The sequence below is a fragment of the Cohnella xylanilytica genome, assembly GCF_014212175.1.
Classification (GTDB): Bacteria; Bacillota; Bacilli; order Paenibacillales; family Paenibacillaceae; genus Cohnella; species Cohnella xylanilytica.
This window is the reverse complement of record NZ_JACJVR010000007.1, coordinates 30,428-49,846: the sequence shown is the minus strand read 5'-3', so window position 1 is coordinate 49,846 and position 19,419 is coordinate 30,428. Positions and strand designations below refer to the sequence as shown.

The window sequence follows — 19,419 nt, the reverse complement described above, 5'->3', positions numbered from 1 at the left end:
GCGTTACGCGCGCGCCGCGCCTTCCGGCGGCGTTCCGGCTTCCGCTCCCCGGAGCGTCTCCACCGTGCCGCGCAGCGATTCCCGCCAGGGAGCGGGCAGCTCGCCGATCAACCGATCCAATTGCGCGAGTCCCTCCTGCAGCCGCTCGTGGCGGGCCGCGAGACCCAATTTATGTTCGTAGTCTTCCAGTATCTGTTCCGAGCGCTTCAGATGCTCGTAGACCGCCTGCCGGCTGATCTCGAAGTCTTCGGCGATCTCGCCCAGGGAATAATCGTCGTGGTAATAACACTTCAGGAAGGTCTGCTGCTTCTCCGTCAGAAGCGGACCATAGAAATCGAACAGCACGTTGATCCGATTCGTCTTCTCCAGAGCGTTCTCCCCATGCACAAAGGTTCACTCCTTCGCCATTGTCAAGGAAAACCACTTAACAGCCCAAGCTACGTTCCTATGTTACGAGAGATTCGATCCGATGTCAAGGAAAAAGCCTTAACAGTTTTTCGCCCCGCTTCGTTCGGCAGGCGCCTTTCGCTTTCGGGGCGGCGTCCCTTTTCCCCTCCGCTCGGATCTTCCTTTCTTCCCCGCCCTCCTTCCCGGCGCCCCGATAACCGGCGAATCCCGTTCGCTGCGATCATTCCGTTATCCCTTCGATTCAGGAGCGGCATTCCCGCATCCGTCTCGACTCGGCCGAACCGCTAACCGGATGCCACCGCTATCCCTTTCGCTCCGTGACGACATGCCCCATAACCCGCTTCGGCAAAATCATTCTTTTTTTTGCGAATGGCATAATCGTATTACGAACCTGTCCCGCGAAAGTTGCCGGAGGTTTGTCGATCCTCTCTCTTCCTTATTATTCTCGCTTCATAATTCTAGCTTCTCTCGCTTCGCCTCGTTATGCTCACTCCCCTTTTTGCTCAGTCCCGCCGATTCAATTTTTTTTCTTCATTAATACGAGTCTGCCTTAAAGTCAAGCTCTTGAAGTTAAGCTATTGCAGCTAAACTACAGCATTCAATCCCGTACCGTTCATCTCTTGCAGTCAGGCTCTTTCTTCACTTTATCGCTAATAGTCGCCAGGCTCCGATTCCCATTTTCTTTTTTATGGCCACTCTCCCTTTAGCTCAGGTCTATTTTCGCTACAACTCGATCTCCTAAATGCCCCTATCTCCTCCTTTCTCCTTTCTCCTTTCTCCTTTCTTCCCCCATCCCTCCCCTATCCTTCCCCCTCCGCCTTCGACCTGAAGCCAACCCGCGGCCGGGCTACCGATCATCCTTAGCTGATCGGAGAGTGACGCTAAGCTGCATTACCGATCATTCTGAGCCGATGGGAGAGTGCTATAAGTCGGGCACCCGTCATCCTGAGCTAATGGGAGAGTGGCCATAAGCCGCGTTACCGATGATTCTGAGCCGTTGGGAGAGCGACACTAAGCCGCGTTACCGATCATTCTGAGCCGATGGGAGAGTGCCCATAAGCCCGCGCTACGGTTCGTCCTGAGCCGACGGGAGAGTGCCCATAAGCCCGCGCTACGGTTCGTCCTGAGCCGACGGGAGAGTGGCGATAATATCCGAAAACGAGAAAAAACCGAACCCGAGAACCGGGTCCGGTCAGGCGTCCGCGCTATCCTTCCTTCGCAGCGTCGTAGACGTCCAGCGCCGCCTGGAGGGCCGCTCCGGCCGGAAGCCGGAAGCCGTGGCGGAGAAGGACGGCTTCGAACGCGCCGAGGAAGTGGAGGACGTTTTTGCGACTGCAGCTGTAGCCCATCGTGCCTATGCGCCAGATCTTGCCCTTGAGCGGCCCGAAGGAGCTGGCGATCTCGATGCCGAACAGGTCCAATAGCATCGAGCGCACCGACTCCCCGTCGATGCCCTCCGGAATCGTCACGCAGGTGACGACCGGCAGCTTGCACGCCGGATCGCCGTAGAACGCAACCCCCATCGCCCGCAACCCGGCGACGAGGGCCGATTCGTGCAGGCGGTGCCGGGCGAAGCGGGCGTCCAGCCCTTCCGCCAGCGCGATTCGCAGCCCTTCGCGCAAGCCGTACAGCATCGAGGTCATCTCGGTATGGTGGTTGAGCCGGGCCGGGCTCCAGTAGTCCTGAAGCTGGGCCAGATCGAGATAATTGCTCTGGATCGGGCGGCGCTCTTCCGCCGGAGCGGAGTAGTCCGGGCCGCGCAGGCCGCGCTCGACCCGTTTGCGGGACAGCACCTTGCGCTCGGCCCGCTCGTTGTACGTGATCGGAGACATGCCGGAAGGAACCGACAGGCACTTCTGAGTGCCTCCGACGACCGCGTCGAGATGCCAAGCGTCCGCTTCGACCGGGACGCCGCCGATCGTGGCGACGGCGTCCACGACGAGCAGGACGTCCAGCTCGCGGCACGCCCGGCCGATCTCTTCGAGCGGCTGAAGCCGGCCGGTCGACGTCTCCCCGTGGACGAGGGCGACGACGGCCGGCTTCGTCCGCTTGATCGCCGCGACGATCTCCTCCGGCTCGAAGACGGTTCCCCACTCCTTCTCGATCGTCGTTACCTCCGCTCCGCAGCGCTCGGCGATCTCGTGCAGAAGGTGCCCGAACCGCCCGTAGATCGGAACGAGCACGCGGTCGCCCGGCTCGATCAGGCTGGTCAGCACCGCTTCGATACCGGACCTCGACGTGCCGTCCACCGGATACGCCCACCGGTTATCCGTGCGGAACAATTGGCGGAGCATCTCCATCGTATCGTTCATCAGAGCGGTGAATTCGGGATCGAATTGACCCAGGATCGGATAGGACAACGCGCGCAGCACCCGAGGGTCGACCTCGACCGGACCGGGAGTCAGGATGGTGCGGGGCGACGGCGATAGTTCGGCGAATGTTCTCATGTCGGTTGCTCCTCGTAAGCCAATTCGTATAGCATGGCGGCCAAGACCGCGACCCCGTCGGCGAGCAGGCGGGGCTCCGTGTATTCGCTGGGCGAATGGCTGATTCCGCCCCGGCTCGGCACGAAGATCATCGCCGTCGGGCACAGGGGAGCGATCACCTGGGCGTCGTGCCCGGCTCCGCTCACCATGCGGCGATACGGCATTATCAGATGTTGGCAGACGCGCTCGGCGCTCCTCGCCAGCGCCGGGTTCATCGGCACCGGCTTCGTCGCGAGCCAGGGCGTGATCTTGTGTCTCAGTCGCCGGCGAAGGGCGATCCGCTCGATCTCGGACAACGCCAGCTCGCTGAACGCGTTCAGGCGCCATTCGTCCGCGTGCCGGATATCGAGGGTGAAGTCGACCGCGCCGGCGATGACGTTCGGCGTGTTCGGCCGAGCCTCGATCTTGCCGACGGTCGCGACGAGCGGCTCGCCCCACTGCGAGGCCAGCGCTTCGAGGCGGACGATGCATTCGGCGGCGCCGGCCGCCGCGTCCTGGCGCATCGTCATCGGCGTCGTGCCGGCGTGGTTCGCCGCGCCTTCGAGCGTGACGGCGTAACGGCGCTGGCCGACGATCGTCTCGACGATGCCGATTCTTTTCTCCATCCGTTCCAGCACCATGCCCTGCTCGATATGAAGTTCGACGAAGGCGGCCAGGTCGTCGCGACGGCATTCGCCGAGCTCCTCCCGGCCGAATCCGCAATCTCGCATCGCTTCGCCCAGCGTGACGCCGTCCTCGTCCGCCATGTCGGCTCCCGAGCGCCAGTCGTATAGGCCGGACACATGGCCGGAGCCCCAGTAGGCGAGCGGGAACCGGCTTCCCTCCTCCTCGCAGAAGGAGACGACTTCCAGCGGCCGCCGCGGCGCGCCGTATGTCTTCTTCAAATAGGCCAACGCCGCGATTCCGGCGACGATGCCGTACGCTCCGTCGTACTGGCCCGCGGAACGGACGGTGTCGACGTGCGAGCCGGTCAGGACGACGTCGCCGTCCGGATCCGTACCGGGCAGACGTCCGTACAGATTGCCCACGGCGTCGAACCGGGGCGCGAGTCCCGCTTCGGCCATCACGTCCGCCAGGAAGCGCTGCGCGTTCGCCCACGACGGCGTATAGAGCAAGCGGGTTACCCCGGGCCCCTCCCCGTCGGAGAAGGCGGCCAGCTGCCCGAGCAGCTTCGTCAGCTCGCCGATCGTCTCGTTCGGTTCCGGCAAATTCGGGATCATGGCGTCACCTTCCTTCCGGCTTCGGTCCGAAGCCGTTCTCCTCTTCCCGGAAGCGCGATTCCCCGGCCCCGTTCGTACACCGTCCGGCCCCGGACGAGCGTCTCGACGACCCGGCAAGGGAAGGTTCTTCCTAGATACGGGCTGATCTTGTGCCGCTGCAGCAAATCTTCTTCTTGTAATCGATAGGCCCCTTCGGGATCGACGAGGGCCAGGTCGGCGTCGAAGCCGACGGCGATCTCGCCTTTGCGGGGATACAGCCCGAATCTTCTCGCCGGGTTGGCCGACAGCATCGCCGACAGCGCCGGCAGCGGAACGCCCCTTCGGAAGTATCCTTCCGCCAGCATCAGCTCCAGGCTGCTCTGCGCTCCCGCGATGCCTCCCCACGCTTCCATGAACGACATGCCCGGCGCGGTCTTCAGCTCCGCGGGGCACGGCGAATGGTCCGATGCGACGATGTCGATCTTCCCCTCCGCGAGCTGCTCCCACATCCGCTCGATCCGATCGGCGTCGCGAAGAGGCGGCGCGCACTTGGCGACCGCGCCGAGTCTCGCAAGGTCCGTCTCGGAGAGCGTCAAGTAGTGGGGACACGTCTCGACCGTTACGTCGAGCCCCCGCCGCTTGGCCCGGTCGATCAGCTCGACCCCTTCGGGGCTGCTGATGTGCACGAAGTGCAGCCGGCAGCCGGTCTGCTCCGCGAACAGCAGCGCCCGGTTCACCGCTTCCAGCTCGGCGATGACGGGACGCGTCGCGGCGAAGTCGAGCGGGCCGGCGCGCCCGGCCTTCGCCGCTTCGCCGGCCAGCTTCGCGGTGATCGCGTCGCTCTCCGCGTGAAGCGCGAGCAAACCGCCGAACGAAGCGATGCGCTTCATTCCTTCTAGCAGCGTCCAATCGTCGACCTCGCGGAACCGCTCTTCTCCCTCGCCTCCCGGGTTGGACAGGAACGCTTTGAAGGCGGGCACGCCTTCGGCGGCCAGCCCTTCCAGATCGTCCAGGTTGCCGGGCACGAGCCCGCCCCAGAAGGCGTAATCGACGGAGGAGACGCCTTCCGCGAGCTTCGCCTTCGCGTTCAAGGCCGGCACGTTCACCGTCGGCGGCAGTCCGTTGAGCGGCATATCGACGTACGTCGTGCAGCCGCCGGCCGCCAGCGCGGCGGAGCCCGTCGCGAAGCCTTCCCAATGCCCCATGCCCGGCTCGTTGAAGTGAACGTGGACGTCTACCATGCCGGGCAGCACCCACAGGCCGCGGGCGTCGGTCACCGGCGTCCCATCCTCCGCCTCGAGCCGGTCCTCCAGCGCGGCGATCCTGCCGCCCCGGATTCCGATATCGAGAACTCGCGTCTCCCCGGGGAGCACCGCCAGCCCTCCCCTCACGATCCGATCGAAGCGTTCGGCCATCGTCAACCCTCCTAGCTTCCGCGATAAGTGCTGTAGCCTCCGGGAGCGACCAGCAGAGGCACGTGGTAGTGGGAATCCGGATCGGCCATATGGAACCGGACCGGGACCCATTCGAGGAACGCGACCGAAGCGCTTCCCCGGTAATAATCGCCTACGTCGAACAGAAGCTCGTATTGGCCGGTCTCCATGGCTTCGCCGGACAGAAGCGGCTCCGCCAGCCGGCCGTCCTCGTTCGTGAACGCCTCCTTCAGCAATTCCCTCCCGTCATCCCGAATGCGCCAGAGCTGCACCCGCAAGCCGGCAGCCGGCGTCCCGAGCGCCACGTCGAGAACGTGCGTCGTCAATCTTCCGCGCATGGCTTCCCCTCCCCATTCGTTGTCGCGCGAACTCCGCGAGTTACTCTTCGATCAGATCGGCGAGCCGGAAGCCGGTAATGCGCCGGATCTGGGCGAGCGCTTCCTCCCGCTCTTCCTCGGTCCCTCTCGGAAGACGCTCCTTCATGGAGGAGAGAATATCGTCCTTGTTCTTGCCGCGAACGGCCAGGATGAAGGGGAATCCGAACTTCCCGACGTACTCCTTGTTCAGCGAGGACAGAAGCTCGTATTCCTCCGGCGTCAACCGGTCGAGCCCCGCGCCCGACTGCTCGGCGGCGGAATAATCGGTGACCGCGAGCCGGGTTCCGAGATCCGGGTGGGCTCGCAGGAACTCGTCGATCGTCTCGGCGCCGGCGCCGCGGACGACGCCCATCATCGCCTCGTGCAGCTCGTCTCGGGACCGGAACGGCCTCGCTTCCCAGCTCTTCGCGGCCACCCACGGCGAATGCTCGAAGATGCCGCCGAGCGCTTCTACGAACGCCTCGCGGTTCATACCGTTAACGGCGCTTAACGTCAGCTTCGTCATCTCCAGTACCCCTCGTGGACCGCCACGACCTCGTCCTCGATCTCGGGGAACGGGCCGATGACGACGATCGGCTTGCGGCCGCTCGCGAACACTTCGCGGCAAGGCATATCCATCGTCAGGTTCTGTTCGTCGTCCCCCGTCAGCTCCGCCAGCCTCTGCTCCGTAATGCCGTATACGACCCGCCCGACGTTGCCCCAATAGATCGATCCCGCGCACATCGCGCAAGGCTCGGCCGTCGTATAGAGCGTGCAGTGCCACAGCTCTTCCTTGCTGTATCGCTTCGACACCGCCTGCATGAGCGTCGTCTCGGCATGCCCCGTACAGATGTGCTCCGTTATCTCGACGTTGCCCTGCTCCCACAGCACCCGTCCCGTCCGGTCGACGAGAACGCAGCCGAACGGCGTGTTGCCGGACGCCCGGGCCCTCTTGGACGCTTCGATGCTCATTCGCAAATAATGCAGATGCTTCTCCTTCTCCGTCATGTCGCTTCTCCTCCTCGTTCGATCGCCCTCGCCACCGAGCGCAGAATGCCCCCGTAGCCGGTGCAGCGGCACAGATTGCCCGTTAGCGCTTCTTCGATCTGCTCCATCGTTGGATCGGGGGTGTCGTCGAGCAGCGCCTTGACCGAGACGATCATGCCGGGCGTGCAATAGCCGCATTGATAGCCGCCTTCCTCGAGGAAGCATTCCTGAACGGGATGAAGCCTCTCCTCGTCCGCCAGCCCTTCGATCGTCGTAATGCTTCGGCCCGAGCATTGGTAGGCCATCGTCAGGCAGGAATTGCGCGGCTTGCCGTCGATCAGGACCATGCAAGCGCCGCACCGGCCGATCTCGCACGAGCGCTTCGTCCCCGTCAGCCCCAAGTCGTCCCGCAGAATCGAGAGCAGCCTGCGCGCCGGAGGCGTCTCGATCGCGATCTTCCTGCCGTTCACTTCGCATTCCAGAACCGCTCCCGCGCTTCTCTGCGCCAATGTCTTGTCGATCATGTCCGTTCGGCTCCTTCCTTGGGATAATGGGACCGGCTCTTATTCCGCCCTGAACCGCTCCTGCAGCAGCTCCGGATCGATCGGCAGCTTCGACGCCCGCTTGCCCGTCGCGTCGTACACCGCCTGCGCGATAGCCGGGGCCAGCCCGACCGATCCGACCTCGCCGATGCCCCGCGGCCCGTGCTCGTCGCCTTCCGGCAGCTCCTCGATCGGCAGCACCTCGAAGGTTCCGCTCAGCTCCGCGATCGTCGGAATCAGATAGGTGTCCAGGTTGCGGGTCAGATAGACGCCCTTCTCCATTACGGCGTCCTCCGTCAGCGCGAACCCGAGCGCCATTCCGCTTCCGCCTTCGATCTGGCCGAGGAACCCTTGCGGGTTCACGACCGGCCCGGCGGCGACCGCGTGGAACTGGTCGAGCACCCGCACCCGGCCGGTCCGCGTGTCGACTTCCGCCTTCACCGCCACCGAGCAGTACGTATACAGGTAGTGCGAGCCCACTCGCTCTACCGGGGACGCGGGGAAGGAGAAGCTCGTCTCGCAGACGATCGGCTCGGACGCCGCCCGCGCCAGGTCGCCGTACGAGAGAAGCAGCTCTCCCGATTCCAGGCTCCGGATGCCCCCTTCCCCGATCCGAAGCGTCCGCGCTTCCCGGCCGAGCGCTTCGGCCGCGGCTCCCAGCAGCCGCTCCGTGAACGGGCCGTGCAGCCGCCGAAGCGACTTCCACATCATGCTCGTCGCCCGCGAAGCCGTGCTTGAGCCGCTGTCGGGCACGACGTCCGTGTCGCCGATGACGATGCGCAGGTCGCCGGGGCCGAAGCCGTACGACTCGACGAGCATCTGCTCGAGCGACGCGATCAGCCCCTGGCCGAACTCCTCGTAGCCGAACGCGGCCTCGATCTTGCCGTCCGCCGCGAGGGCGAGACGGCCGCCGGCCGGGTCGGGAATGCCGACGCCGAGGCCGGAGCCGTGCATGACGAACGCGGCGCCGTAGCCGATCTTCCGCCACGGCTCCCGCGGCCGCGCTTCGGCGGAAGGCGAGCTCCTCTCCCGCCACAGCCGGCTCTCGAGCAGCGCCTCCCAGACTTGCCGGGCTCCGTCCGTCGGCACGATCGGCTGGCCGAACGGACCCGGATCTTCCGGCTTCCTCAGATTGAGGCGCCTCAGCTCCCACGGGTCCATCCCGAGCTTCCCGGCGAGCCGGTCCAGCTGCCCTTCGAGCGCGAAGATCGCCTGGTTCCCGCCGAAGCCGCGGAATTCGCCGGACATGCCGTTGTTCGTGAAGACGGAGACGCTCTTCACCTCCGCCGCCCCGTACCGGTACGGTCCGAGAACGTGCTCGACGGCGAAGTTGAGCACCTCGGCGCTCAGCGTCGAATACGGGCCCGCGTCGGAGACGATTCTCGCTTGGTGCGCGAGCAGCTTGCCGCTCGCGTCCGCGCCGGTTCGCATCGCGATCCGCATCGGGTGGCGCTTGAGCCCCGCCCGCACCGACTCGAACCGGGAGTTGTGCAGCTTGACCGGGCGGCCGCAGGCCAGCGCCAGCAGGGCGCCGTACGGCTGCACGTTCAGCTCGTCCTTGCCGCCGAAGGAGCCGCCGATCGGGCTGGAGACGACCCGGATGTCGGCTTCGGGACGGTTCAGAATGCGCGCCAGCTGCATCCGGTCCATGAACCCGTGCTGGGTCGGCGAGTAGACCGTCAGCCGGCCGTTCTCCTCCGGGACGAACAAGCCCCCTTCGGTCTCCATGTAGACGTGCATTTGCCGCGGGGTCACATACGTTTCTTCCACGATATGCGCGCAAGCCGCGAAAGCGGCCTCCAGATCGCCGAACGCGTAATCGTTGCTATGCAGCACGTTCCCTTGCTCGTGCAGGCGCGGCGCGTCGTCCCGAAGCGCCAGCTCCGGGTCGTCGACGACCGGCAGCGGTTCGTAGACGACCTCGATCCGCTTCAGCGCTTCGGCCGCGAGCTCCGGCGTATCCGCCGCGACGGCCGCGACGGCGTCCCCGACGAACCGGACCCGGTCCTCGCAGAACACGGGATGGTCCGGGTGCGCGATGCCGAACCGGTTCAGCCCCGGCACGTCCGCGTAAGTCAGCACCGCATGGACGCCTGCCATCGCCATCGCCTTCTCCGTCTGGATGGAGACGATCCGGGCGTGCGGGTGCGGACTGCGAAGCACCATTCCGTGCAGCATGTTCGGCGCGGTCATGTCGGTCAAGTACGCGAGCTTCCCCGTCACCTTCCCGGGGCCGTCGGGGCGGACACGCCACCGGTCTCGGCTAGTCGATCGATTCAGAAGCATCTCCATCCCCCTTCCCGGCCCTATCCGGCTCCCGGAGCGACTTCCACAGCTCCGCGGCGATCAAGTTCGCCGCCGTTCTCTTGCGGTACGAATCCGCGGCGAACGGATCCGGCGCCGGCGCGTACTGCTCCAGCGCCGCGTCGTATACGTGCTCCAGCAGCTCCGCGTCCGGTATCCGCCCCGCGAGCAGCCGCTCCGCGTCCGTCAGCCGGCGCGGCACCGTCTGGCCTCCGCCGGCGGCGATGCGGATGTCCGCGATCGTCCCGTCCGGAGCGACGCTTGCCGCGATCGCGACCGTAACGAGAGACGGCACGAACGCTTCGCGGCGGCCGACTTTATGAAAGGCGAACCATCGCCTTCTATTCGAAGTCATTCCGCTCTCCCGGTCCGGGAGGCGGATCGCGGTCAGAATTCCCGGCCGGGCCGACGGGCCGGCCAGCCATTCGGCCGCGCCTATCGTCTCCTCCGTCCGGCCGTCGTGCCAGATCAGCTCGGCGTCCAGCGCCAGCAACGCCGGCATGGAATCCCCGACGCGGTAGACGACGTTGCCCCCGAGCGTCGCCTGGTTGCGAACGGACGCCCCGGCGATCGCCTTGACCGCGGAGACGAGCAGCGGAGCCTTCCCGGCCGCGGCCGGGTGCGCCGCGCAATCCCGCAGACGCGCGAGCGAGCCGATAACGAGTCCGTCGTCCGTCTCTTCGATCCGGTCCAGGCCCGGAATCGAAGCCAGGTCGATCAGATGCGCCGGCACGGGCGCCGTCCCCGCCTCCCACTGCGTGCGAAGCAGCGTGCTTCCGGCGACGTAGACGGCGTCCCCGCCGAACGCTTCCTTCAGCCTGACGGCTTCTCCCGGATCGCGCGGCAGCCACACGGAGGGAGAGCGAAGCCGCTCCTTCTCTTCCATGGCCATCCTCCATCCCTCCTTGAATCGATGCCGATCTCGAATCGGCGTTCGTCCTGTCGAACGTACGGCGTCCCAAGCTTCAGAACCGCTGCTCCCGGATATAAGGAAGGCCGAGCGCTTCCGGGGAGCCCGAAGGCTTGTTGCGGTTGCGGTAGCCGAGGAACATGAGGACGAGAATCGTGACGACGTAAGGAATCATTTTCAGAAAATAAGACGGAATCGCGCTGCCGATCAGCTGAATCTTGAAGCCGATCGTGTCCATCGCGCCGAAGAAATAGGCGCAGAACATGGCGCGAAGCGGATTCCAGCGGGCGAAGATGATGAGCGCGACCGCGATCCAGCCGCGTCCGGCCGTCATTCCCTCGATCCAGGTCGGGGAATAGACCAGCAGCAGGTCGGCTCCCGCGAGGCCGATCAGCATCGAACCGACGACGATGCAGCCGTAACGGAACGCCTGCACCGGAATGCCCATGACGTCCGCCGTCGGCGGGTTGTCGCCGATCGCCCGCAGGTGAAGCCCCCAGGACGTCCGATGAATGAACAAATGCAGGACGATAACGAGCAGGAAGCTGAGCCAGGTCAGCAGGTCCAGATGGGCGAACAGGTCGCCGACGACCGGCACCGGCTCGAGGAAAGCGAGGTCGATCTTCGGCACGGCGCCGGGAATCGGCTGACCCGTGATCGACTTGCCCAGATAAGCGCTGAGACCCGTTCCGAACAGCGTCATCGCGAGACCGCTGACGATCTGGTTCGCTCTGAGCGTCACCGTGAGCGCGGAATGGATCAGGCCGAGAGCCGCGCCGACCGCCAGCGCCGCGAGCAGCGTCAGAGCCAGGCTGCCCGTATGGAGATACGTCAGGCAGGCGGCGACCGCGCCCATCAGCATCAAGCCTTCAGCGCCGAGCTGGATGATGCCGGATCTCTCGATGAGAATGCCGCCGAGCGTCGCGAACAAGAGCGGGGTGCCCGAAGACAGAGCGGCGACCAGCAGTTGGGTAATGAGGTCCATCGTCGTTCGCTCCTTTGGTTAGCCGCTCCTCCGCAGCCGGAATTTGAAGGCCATGTTGCCCGCGATCAGGAAGAACAGGATCGCGCCCTGCAGCATGTTCGAGATCGAGGACGGAAGCCCCATCGTCTGCACGCTGTAGCCGCCGACGATCAGCCCGCCGAACAGCACGGACGAGACGACGAGCCCGACCGGATGCAGCTTCGCGATCCAGGCGACGATGATGGCCGTGTAGCCGTAGCCCGGGGAGATGCCGTACATGAGCCGGTGCGTGACGCCCGACACCTCGCTCATTCCCGCGAGTCCCGCAAGCGCGCCGCTTACGATCATGACGATCAGAATGTGCCGCTTCAGATGAATGCCCGCGTTCTTGGCGGCTTCGGGATTGGCCCCGATGAGGCGAAGCTCGTAGCCCCAGCGCGTATACCGGACGACGAACGCGTACAGGACGACGGCCGCCAGCGCGAAGACGAGGCCGAAGTGAAGGCGGGTGTCGCCCAGCACCGGCAGCGACTGCGCGTCATTGAACATCGGGGTGCCGGGGAAGTTGAACCCCTTCGGATCCTTCCACGGCCCGAACACGAAGTAGTCGAGCAGCAGCAGCGCCACGTAATTGAGCATCAAGGACGTAATCAGTTCGTTGACTTGAAAATACGTCTTGGGAATCGCCGTCAGCGCTCCCCAGATTCCGCCCGCCGCGATGCCAAACAGCGCCATGAGCGGGATCGTCGCGTAGAACGGCAGATCCGGGAAGTAGATCGTCACCGCGGTAGCGGCGATCGCGCCCGCGGCGAACTGCCCCTCGGCGCCGATGTTCCATACCGAGATCCGGTAGGCGATCGAGACGCCGAGGCCGCACAGCAGAAGCGGAATCGCCTTGACGAGCGTCTCGGTGATGCCGAACTCGGTGGCGAACGCGCCGCTGAACATTTTCTCGTAGACGGTCCAAGGGTTCTTGCCGTTCGCCGCGATGAAGGCGGCGCAGGCGAGCAGCGCGAGCGCGACGGAGACGAACGTCATCCACCACGGGCTCTCCTTCCGCGAGGGATCGATCTCGAGCCGCCAGGAGAAGCGCTTCGAAGGGCCCGCTCCCGCTCCCGCGTCCAAGGCCGCCGCCCCGGACGACGCCGTCGTTGCCGGTCTCTCGTTCATACCGCTTCCTCCTTCTCGTCCCGGATGCCCGCCATGTACATGCCGATCGTCTCGCGGTCCGCTTCCTCTCGGCCCCTCTCTCCGACGATGCTGCCGTTATAGAGAACCAGGATGCGGTCGGACAGCTGCATCACCTCGTCGAGGTCCTCCGAGATGAGCAGCACGCTGCGTCCTTCGTCGCGCAGATTCTCAAGGAGCCGATGCACGGCCTCCGTCGCCCCGACGTCGAGCCCCTGGGTCGGATGCACCGCGACCATCAGATGCGGGTTGCGATGAATCTCGCGGGCGAACAGCAGCTTCTGCTGATTGCCTCCGGACAGCTGCCGCACCGGCGTATCGAGCCCCGGCGTCCTGACGTCGAACTGCTCGACGAGCGACTGCGACCATTCGCGGTTGCTCGCGCTGCGCAGGAACCCGTACTTCGACCTCTCCCCGGAGCGGTACGACTTGAACAGCAAGTTGTCGACAACCCCCAGGCTGCCCGCCAGCCCGCTCTTCATCCGGTTCTCGGGGACGTGCGAGATGCCCGCTTCGATCGCCCCCCGAACGGACGCGGTCTTGAATTCCCGTCCGTTGAACACGATCTTGCCCTTCTTCCACGGGAGGAGCCCGTTCAGCACCTCGGCCAATTCCTTCTGCCCGTTGCCCGCGACGCCGGCCACCCCGACGATCTCGCCCGCGCGGATCGTCAGGCTGAGGTCGTTCAGCGCCAGGCGCCCGTGATCCCCGTAGACGTCCAGGTTCCGAACCTCGAGCAGGACCGGTCCCTTCGCGCGGGGACGGCTCTCCCGCCGGACGGCGGCCGATTCCTTGCCGACCATCAGCTTCGCCAGCTCCTTCTCGTTCGTGTCCGCCTTGGCGATCGTATGGATCATGCGGCCCTTGCGCATAACCGAGATGCGGTCCGCGGCGGCCATCACTTCCTTCATCTTGTGGGTCGTCAGAATGACGGTCTTGCCCTCGGCCTTCATCTGGGCGAGCGTCTCGAACAGCTGCTCCGCCTCCCCCGGCGTGAGCACCGACGTCGGTTCGTCCAGAATGATGAACTCCGCCCCGCGGTAGAGCGTCTTGACGATCTCCACCCGCTGCTGCTCGCCGACGGACAGCTGCCAGATCGGCCGGTCGACGGGGAAGAGCAGGCCGAACCGCTTCGCGATCGCCTCGATCTCCTCCTCCTTCCTCCTCAGCCAGCCCGGGCCGCGCCAGAACGACGACTTCTCCCCGAGCACGATGTTCTCGGTCGCGGTCAGCGTCTGTACGAGCCGGAAGTTCTGGAACACCATCCCGACGCCCAGCTTCGCCGCGTCCTTGGGCGAACGGATCTTCGCCTGCTTGCCGCGAATGTAGATCTCCCCGCTCGTCGGCCGGTAGACGCCGGAGAGCATGCACATGATCGTGCTCTTGCCGGCCCCGTTCTCCCCGAGCAGGGCGTGCACTTCTCCCGGCCGGCAGCGGAAGTCGACCCGGTCGTTCGCGACGACCGGTCCGAACGTCTTGACGATCTGCCTCATCTCCAGCGAGTATGTCTCGTTCATATCCGTTCCTCCTGTCCGGGAAGGCCCGATGGCCCCCCGATCTCGCTCGCTTCTCCCGCCCCCCGTCCCGGCCGCTTGCCCGAATAATCAACAAATCCCTCCGGGAAGGGATTTGTCGATCGGAGTATGGGCAGGCGGGAAGCGCTTCGGTTACTTCGGAATCGTGCCTTCGACCCCTTGGACGAACCAGTTCATCTCGAGAATCTCGGCGTCCGTCAGCGTCTGGCCGGAAGCGATCTTCTCGGCTCCGCCCTGATCCTTGATCGGGCCGACGAAGACGTTCAGCTCGCCCTTCAGGAACTTCTCCTTCGTGTCGCTTACCAGCTTCTTGACGTCCTCCGGAATGCTCTCGCCGAGCGGAGCGATGTCGACCATGCCGTCCTGGAACGAACCGAGGTACTGCTCGTTCGTCCAGGTGCCGTCCATCAGCGCCTTGACCTTCTTGACGTAGTACGGGCCCCAGTTCCAGATCGGGTTCGTCAGGTAAGCCTTCGGCGCGTAGCGGGTCATGTCCGAATCGTTGCCCCCGGCCAGCGCGCCCTTCTCGGCGGCCGCTTGCAGCGAAGCCGGCGAATCCTGGTAGGCGATGAGCACGTCCGCGCCCTTGTCGAGCAAGCTCATCGCGGCGTTGCGCTCGGTCGTCGGATCGAACCAGGTGTTCGTCCAGACGACGTTGACCTTGACGTCCTTGTTGACGCTCTGCGCGCCGAGCGTGAAGGCGTTGATATTGTAGATCAGCTCCGGAATCGGGAAGGCGGCGACGTAGCCGAGCACGTTCTTCTTCGTCATTTTGCCGGCCGCGATGCCGCTCAGGTAGCTGGCTTCCCAGTTTTTGCCGAAGTAGGTGGCCATGTTGTCGTTCGTCTTGTAGCCGCCCGCGTGCTCGAACTTGACGTTCGGGAACTTCTTGGCGGCGTTAAGCGTCCATTCCATGTAACCGAAGCTGGTCGTGAAAATAATGTCGTGATTCTGCGCGAGATCGCTGATGATTCTCTCGGCGTCCGCGCTCTCCGGCACGTTCTCGACCGTATCGGCCTTGATGCCGAGCTCCTTCTCCATGTACTGCCGGCCTTGATCGTGCTGGTACGTCCAGCCGCCGTCTCCCGGAGGACCGATGTACACGAACGCGACGCGGGGATTGGCGATTCCGCCGCTTGCAGGCGAAGCCGACGGGGATCCGCTTGCGGAAGCCGGTGCCGACGGGCTTGCCGAAGGCGACGAGGATGCCGATCCGCCGGAAGCGGAATTGCCGTTGTTGCCCCCTCCGCACGCGGACAACGCGGCGGCCAGCATCGTTACCATAACCAATCCGAGAGACCATGACCTCTTCAACCTTTTCATACGGTTCCTCCCCGACTCTCTGTTTTTGTCCGCCTGTCTTCATGGAAGTTAACGTTACATTTAACCTTCAAATCGGCGGCGACTTAGTTAAAATATACTTTTACCCTTAATATACGTCAACTTTCTTTACGTTTGATTGGCGAGATTCATGAATCGTACGGGTTTCTATTGTGCGCGGTGCACTTTCTTTGATTTTACGTCATGTTATGTAACATTCAAATGGGCTGAAATTGAAAAAACTTAGCAAGACCAATCCGCTACAGATTCTTGGAATAGGGGATTCGGCTGCCCGAACTTCCGCATGATACGTCCGTATGGCGAAACGATCCAAGATAGCGCCCCGCCATGAGTAACGAGGCCTGTATACGAATGGAGCAACGGCAGAAACAAACTACGAATGACCATTTCCCTAGCAGACTTCTTGGGATATGAAGACTTGGAAGTCTCGTATATGGTTGCAATCGGAATCACAGCGTTCCGGCTCGCAGGCCCCGTTCTCTAACAAACTCAGGAGTCGCTATTTAGCATCAAAAGCCCTTTTAAAAATCTAACGAATCTCAGCGATCTTATTGAGGGCCACCAGGAGGAAAAAGGGGCCAATCGAAGCGGGAACCAGGCAAAAATAGAGAAGCTCCACGCGACACGATCTCCGCAAAGACAAGCAACTCCGAGCCCGGATAACAAGTCTGTATGCAGAAAAAAAGAGCCGCCGCCTAACGCCGCAGACGGACGGCCCGCTTCAAATCCTCCGGAGTATCGATATCCACGAACGCGATCGCCGATCGCGGCTCGACGAGCGCCCCCTTGCAGCGGGGATCGGCCAGAAGGCCGCGCGCGCCCCGGTCGCCCACCAGGCGCGCGATCGGCCCGAACATGGAGGCTCCGAGCAGCGCCGGCGGCCGCGCCTCTTCTCCGTCGCGACACGCCGCGAAGTCGAGGCTTCGGTCGCGCGCATACGCCTCGATCAGCGAATCGAGCAGCTCCGCGTCGATGAACGGCTGATCCGCCAGCGCGACCAATACGGCGTCGGGCGTTCCGAAGGCTTCCGCCTCGGCCAGCCCTCGTCGAAGCGAGAATGCCATCCCTTCCGCGAACCGCTCGCACGCCGCGAAGACGAGCCTGCCGCCGCGATCGGCCGCGCGGACCGGCTCGGCCCAGCGCAAGTCGTCGTCCGGACGGACGACCGCGACGACTCGATCCAGCCTCGGGTAGGCGAGCATCCGCCCGAGCGTCTCCGCGCCGAGCGGCCTACCGGGAGCAAGCTCGAGGGACAGCTTCGGCCTCCCCATTCTTCGGCTCCGGCCAGCCGCCAGCAGAATGCCGGCTATCCGCATCTCCGCCCCCTCCCTTCCGGCTTCGGCCGCGGCCCCGCACGGCGACGAGCTCCGCCGCGACGCTGACCGCGATCTCCTCGGGTCCGTCCGCGCCGATGTCGAGCCCGACCGGGGCCCGGACGAACGGCGGCTTCGGCAGCCCTTCGAACAGAAGCTCGATCCGCCTCCGCGAGCCCATGACTCCCAGATAGGCGGGTTCGATCGGCAGCAGCGCTTCGATCATCTCGCGGTCCTTCCGCAGCTGATGGCCGCAGACGATGGCGTAATCCGACGGCCCCACGCCCAGAGCTTGCACAATGGCGCCGGCCGTCCCCGTCGCGAGCTCGGCGCCCGGGAACCGCTCCGGCGTCGCCAATCCCGGCCGCCAATCCGCCACGGCGATCCGGAAGCCGAGCGCCGCGGCCTGCCGGAAGATCGGGTCGAGATCCCCGCCCGCCCCGAACAGGACAAGCCTCGGCCGGGGAGCGAGCGTCGTCTCGAACCAAGGCCGCTCCGCCGAAGACGGAGACGCCCGCTTGCCCGAAGCCGGGACCGAAGCAAAGGCCGCAGCCGCAGCCGTCGAGCCCGAATTCGTCGGAGCCGCAGCCGCCAGCGCCGGATTCGCCGCGGCCGAACCGCGGCTTCCGGCATCGGCTTCGACCTCCGCTTCGTACCGGATGCCGCCCGGCTCCGCGTAGCGCAGCAGCCGCACGGCCGCCCCGGCTTCGTTCAGCCGGCGCGCCTCCCGGAGCACGCGCCGCAGCTCGCCCGCGACGGGCTCGAGCAAGATGCGCAGCCGGCCTCCGCAGCCGACGCTCTCGCCCCAGATCGCATCCTCTTCCGGGCGCATGTCGTAGGCGACGATCTCGGGCTCGCCGCTCTCCAGCAACGCCGGGACTCTCTCGCGCAAGTCGGATTCGAGGCAGCCCGGGCTGATGCTGCCGATCTTCCCGCCTTCGGCCGTGAACAGCATCGCCGCCCCTGCCTTGCGGTACGCGTGGCCTTCGACGCCGACGACGGTCGCCAGCACGGCCGGCTCCTCCGATTCCGCGAGACGACGCAAGATGTCGTACGCGTCCATGCGAACCCCCCCTTCCGTTCCGGTTCGTCCTCCGCGCCCGCCCTCGTCAGCCGATGCGGGCGAGCAGCCCCTTGAGCGACCGGTCCGCTTCCTTCAGAACGACCGAGCGGTCGATCGTCCGCACCCGCTTGCCGGACATGACGATCTCCCCGTCGATCAGCACCGTGTCGACGTCCCCGCGGGTGGCGGCGTAGACGACGCGGGAGAACAGGTCCGCGTCGTAGGACGGATAGACGTGGAAGTCTTCCAGGTCGAGCAGCTGCAGATCCGCGAGCTTGCCGACCTCGATGCTGCCGATCTCCTTCTCCAGCCCGAGCACCTCCGCCCCGCCCATCGTCGCCATGCGCAGCACCGTCCGGGCGTCCATCGCCGTCGGCCCGTGGCGCACCTTCTGGATGAAGGCGGTCAGCCGCATCTCCTGGTACATATCCAGGTTGTTGTTGCACGGAGCGCCGTCCGCGCCGATGCCGACCGGAATGCCCCGGCCGAGCAGGTCCGGCACCTCCGCGATCCCGGAAGCGAGCTTCAGGTTGGAGCCGGGACAATGGGTCACCTTGACGCCGCGCTCCTGGATGATGCGCTTCTCTTCCTCGTCGAGCCAGATGCTGTGGGCGAGGATGAGATTCGGCCGCGCCAGTCCGATATGATCGAGATAGACGACGTTGCGCATGCCGCGCTCGGCCTCGACCAACGCGATCTCGTCGCGGTTCTCCGAGGCGTGGGTATGAACCCGCACCCCGTACCGGGCGGACAAATCCCGCACTCCGACGAGCAGCTCTTCCGTGCACGAGACGACGAACCTCGGGCAGAACGCGTAATGGATTCTCCCGTTGGCGGCTCCGTTCCACTTTTCCAACAGATCGACGCTCTCCTGAAGCGACCTCCCCGTCTCCTCCTGAAGCGGCAGCGGCACCTCCGTTCCGTGATCCATCATCACCTTGCCCGAGATCGCCCGCATGCCGCTCGATTCGATCGCGCGGAACGCGGCGTCGGTATGATGGACCGTCTCCATGTCGAGGATCGTCGTCGTTCCGCTGCGAATAAGCTCTCCCAAGCCGAGCAAGGCCGAATAGTAGACGGAATCCTCGGAATGCGCGGCCTCGAGCGGCCAGATCCGGCTGCGCAGCCAATCGATCAGGGCGAGGTCGTCCGCGCGGCCGCGGAACAGCGTCTGGCACAAGTGAATATGAGTCTGCACGAAGCCGGGCAGCAGCGCCTTCCCCGCCGCGTCGATGACGACGTCCGCCTCGTCTTGCAGGTTCGGGCCGATTCTCCCGATGCGATTGTCTTGTATGAGCACGTCTCCCGCCACGATGTCCAGATTCGGATTCATCGTCAGGATGACGGCGTTGCGGATCAGCTTCGTCGTCATGTCAAACCCCTCCAAGCG

The 19,419-nt window shown here is 64.8% G+C and carries 17 protein-coding genes; all 17 read right to left on the bottom strand.

Annotated features, from left to right (window positions below):
- Positions 1–3 precede the first annotated feature (3 nt).
- Positions 4–387, bottom strand: coding sequence for a YlxM family DNA-binding protein (gene ylxM, locus H7B90_RS02950; RefSeq protein ID WP_185134384.1), 384 nt, complete (start codon positions 385–387; stop codon positions 4–6).
- A gap of 1,226 nt (positions 388–1,613) precedes the next feature.
- The gene (locus H7B90_RS02945) at positions 1,614–2,855 is read right to left on the bottom strand and encodes a (S)-ureidoglycine--glyoxylate transaminase (RefSeq protein WP_185134383.1); all 1,242 of its coding nucleotides are present in this window, start codon (positions 2,853–2,855) and stop codon (positions 1,614–1,616) included.
- Positions 2,852–4,114, bottom strand: a complete 1,263-nt coding sequence (gene allC / locus H7B90_RS02940; RefSeq protein WP_185134382.1) for an allantoate deiminase — start codon at positions 4,112–4,114, stop codon at positions 2,852–2,854. Before allC ends, H7B90_RS02945 begins: the two co-directional genes overlap by 4 nt.
- On the bottom strand, positions 4,111–5,508 hold the full coding sequence (locus H7B90_RS02935; protein WP_185134381.1) for an allantoinase: 1,398 nt from the start codon (positions 5,506–5,508) through the stop codon (positions 4,111–4,113). Before H7B90_RS02935 ends, allC begins: the two co-directional genes overlap by 4 nt.
- An 11-nt stretch (positions 5,509–5,519) precedes the next feature.
- Complete coding sequence (uraH, locus tag H7B90_RS02930; RefSeq protein ID WP_185134380.1) at positions 5,520–5,864, bottom strand: hydroxyisourate hydrolase; 345 nt, start codon at positions 5,862–5,864, stop codon at positions 5,520–5,522.
- Between the two features lie 40 nt (positions 5,865–5,904).
- Positions 5,905–6,408 (bottom strand): 2-oxo-4-hydroxy-4-carboxy-5-ureidoimidazoline decarboxylase, encoded by a 504-nt coding sequence (uraD, locus tag H7B90_RS02925; RefSeq protein ID WP_185134379.1) that lies wholly within the window; start codon positions 6,406–6,408, stop codon positions 5,905–5,907.
- A complete protein-coding gene (locus tag H7B90_RS02920; RefSeq protein WP_185134378.1) occupies positions 6,405–6,890 on the bottom strand; it encodes a nucleoside deaminase in 486 nt (161 codons plus the stop codon). Before H7B90_RS02920 ends, uraD begins: the two co-directional genes overlap by 4 nt.
- Positions 6,887–7,393, bottom strand: a complete 507-nt coding sequence (locus H7B90_RS02915; protein WP_185134377.1) for a (2Fe-2S)-binding protein — start codon at positions 7,391–7,393, stop codon at positions 6,887–6,889. The genes H7B90_RS02920 and H7B90_RS02915 overlap by 4 nt, the downstream gene beginning before the upstream one ends.
- Positions 7,394–7,432: 39 nt before the next feature.
- Positions 7,433–9,697: a xanthine dehydrogenase subunit D gene (gene pucD / locus H7B90_RS02910; protein WP_185134376.1), complete on the bottom strand. Its 2,265-nt coding sequence runs from the start codon at positions 9,695–9,697 to the stop codon at positions 7,433–7,435.
- Positions 9,675–10,607: an FAD binding domain-containing protein gene (locus H7B90_RS02905; RefSeq protein WP_185134375.1), complete on the bottom strand. Its 933-nt coding sequence runs from the start codon at positions 10,605–10,607 to the stop codon at positions 9,675–9,677. Before H7B90_RS02905 ends, pucD begins: the two co-directional genes overlap by 23 nt.
- A 73-nt stretch (positions 10,608–10,680) precedes the next feature.
- A complete protein-coding gene (locus H7B90_RS02900) occupies positions 10,681–11,610 on the bottom strand; it encodes an ABC transporter permease (protein ID WP_185134374.1) in 930 nt (309 codons plus the stop codon).
- Positions 11,611–11,628: 18 nt separating this feature from the next.
- Positions 11,629–12,759: an ABC transporter permease gene (locus tag H7B90_RS02895; protein WP_185134373.1), complete on the bottom strand. Its 1,131-nt coding sequence runs from the start codon at positions 12,757–12,759 to the stop codon at positions 11,629–11,631.
- Positions 12,756–14,294: an ABC transporter ATP-binding protein gene (locus H7B90_RS02890; protein ID WP_185134372.1), complete on the bottom strand. Its 1,539-nt coding sequence runs from the start codon at positions 14,292–14,294 to the stop codon at positions 12,756–12,758. Before H7B90_RS02890 ends, H7B90_RS02895 begins: the two co-directional genes overlap by 4 nt.
- A gap of 150 nt (positions 14,295–14,444) precedes the next feature.
- Positions 14,445–15,635 carry a BMP family ABC transporter substrate-binding protein gene (locus tag H7B90_RS02885; RefSeq protein WP_185134371.1) on the bottom strand — a complete coding sequence of 397 codons (1,191 nt, stop codon included), beginning with the start codon at positions 15,633–15,635 and terminating at the stop codon, positions 14,445–14,447.
- A 713-nt stretch (positions 15,636–16,348) separates the two neighbouring features.
- Positions 16,349–16,969, bottom strand: a complete 621-nt coding sequence (locus H7B90_RS02880; RefSeq protein ID WP_185134370.1) for a nucleotidyltransferase family protein — start codon at positions 16,967–16,969, stop codon at positions 16,349–16,351.
- Positions 16,884–18,029: an XdhC family protein gene (locus tag H7B90_RS02875; RefSeq protein ID WP_185134369.1), complete on the bottom strand. Its 1,146-nt coding sequence runs from the start codon at positions 18,027–18,029 to the stop codon at positions 16,884–16,886. The genes H7B90_RS02880 and H7B90_RS02875 overlap by 86 nt, the downstream gene beginning before the upstream one ends.
- Before the next feature lie 46 nt (positions 18,030–18,075).
- Positions 18,076–19,401, bottom strand: a complete 1,326-nt coding sequence (locus H7B90_RS02870) for a 5'-deoxyadenosine deaminase (RefSeq protein WP_185134368.1) — start codon at positions 19,399–19,401, stop codon at positions 18,076–18,078.
- Positions 19,402–19,419: the final 18 nt, after the last annotated feature.

What these genes read in the sequence shown, in the direction of transcription:
- H7B90_RS02875 (WP_185134369.1), bottom strand. Translation starts at nt 18,029, where the DNA reads ATGGACGCGTACGACATCTTGCGTCGTCTCGCGGAATCGGAGGAGCCG.
- H7B90_RS02900 (WP_185134374.1), bottom strand. Translation starts at nt 11,610, where the DNA reads ATGGACCTCATTACCCAACTGCTGGTCGCCGCTCTGTCTTCGGGCACC.
- H7B90_RS02890 (WP_185134372.1), bottom strand. Translation starts at nt 14,294, where the DNA reads ATGAACGAGACATACTCGCTGGAGATGAGGCAGATCGTCAAGACGTTC.
- H7B90_RS02885 (WP_185134371.1), bottom strand. Translation starts at nt 15,635, where the DNA reads ATGAAAAGGTTGAAGAGGTCATGGTCTCTCGGATTGGTTATGGTAACG.
- H7B90_RS02895 (WP_185134373.1), bottom strand. Translation starts at nt 12,759, where the DNA reads ATGAACGAGAGACCGGCAACGACGGCGTCGTCCGGGGCGGCGGCCTTG.
- H7B90_RS02920 (WP_185134378.1), bottom strand. Translation starts at nt 6,890, where the DNA reads ATGACGGAGAAGGAGAAGCATCTGCATTATTTGCGAATGAGCATCGAA.
- H7B90_RS02915 (WP_185134377.1), bottom strand. Translation starts at nt 7,393, where the DNA reads ATGATCGACAAGACATTGGCGCAGAGAAGCGCGGGAGCGGTTCTGGAA.
- allC (WP_185134382.1), bottom strand. Translation starts at nt 4,114, where the DNA reads ATGATCCCGAATTTGCCGGAACCGAACGAGACGATCGGCGAGCTGACG.
- H7B90_RS02870 (WP_185134368.1), bottom strand. Translation starts at nt 19,401, where the DNA reads ATGACGACGAAGCTGATCCGCAACGCCGTCATCCTGACGATGAATCCG.
- pucD (WP_185134376.1), bottom strand. Translation starts at nt 9,697, where the DNA reads ATGCTTCTGAATCGATCGACTAGCCGAGACCGGTGGCGTGTCCGCCCC.
- H7B90_RS02935 (WP_185134381.1), bottom strand. Translation starts at nt 5,508, where the DNA reads ATGGCCGAACGCTTCGATCGGATCGTGAGGGGAGGGCTGGCGGTGCTC.
- H7B90_RS02880 (WP_185134370.1), bottom strand. Translation starts at nt 16,969, where the DNA reads ATGCGGATAGCCGGCATTCTGCTGGCGGCTGGCCGGAGCCGAAGAATG.
- H7B90_RS02905 (WP_185134375.1), bottom strand. Translation starts at nt 10,607, where the DNA reads ATGGCCATGGAAGAGAAGGAGCGGCTTCGCTCTCCCTCCGTGTGGCTG.
- uraH (WP_185134380.1), bottom strand. Translation starts at nt 5,864, where the DNA reads ATGCGCGGAAGATTGACGACGCACGTTCTCGACGTGGCGCTCGGGACG.
- H7B90_RS02945 (WP_185134383.1), bottom strand. Translation starts at nt 2,855, where the DNA reads ATGAGAACATTCGCCGAACTATCGCCGTCGCCCCGCACCATCCTGACT.
- uraD (WP_185134379.1), bottom strand. Translation starts at nt 6,408, where the DNA reads ATGACGAAGCTGACGTTAAGCGCCGTTAACGGTATGAACCGCGAGGCG.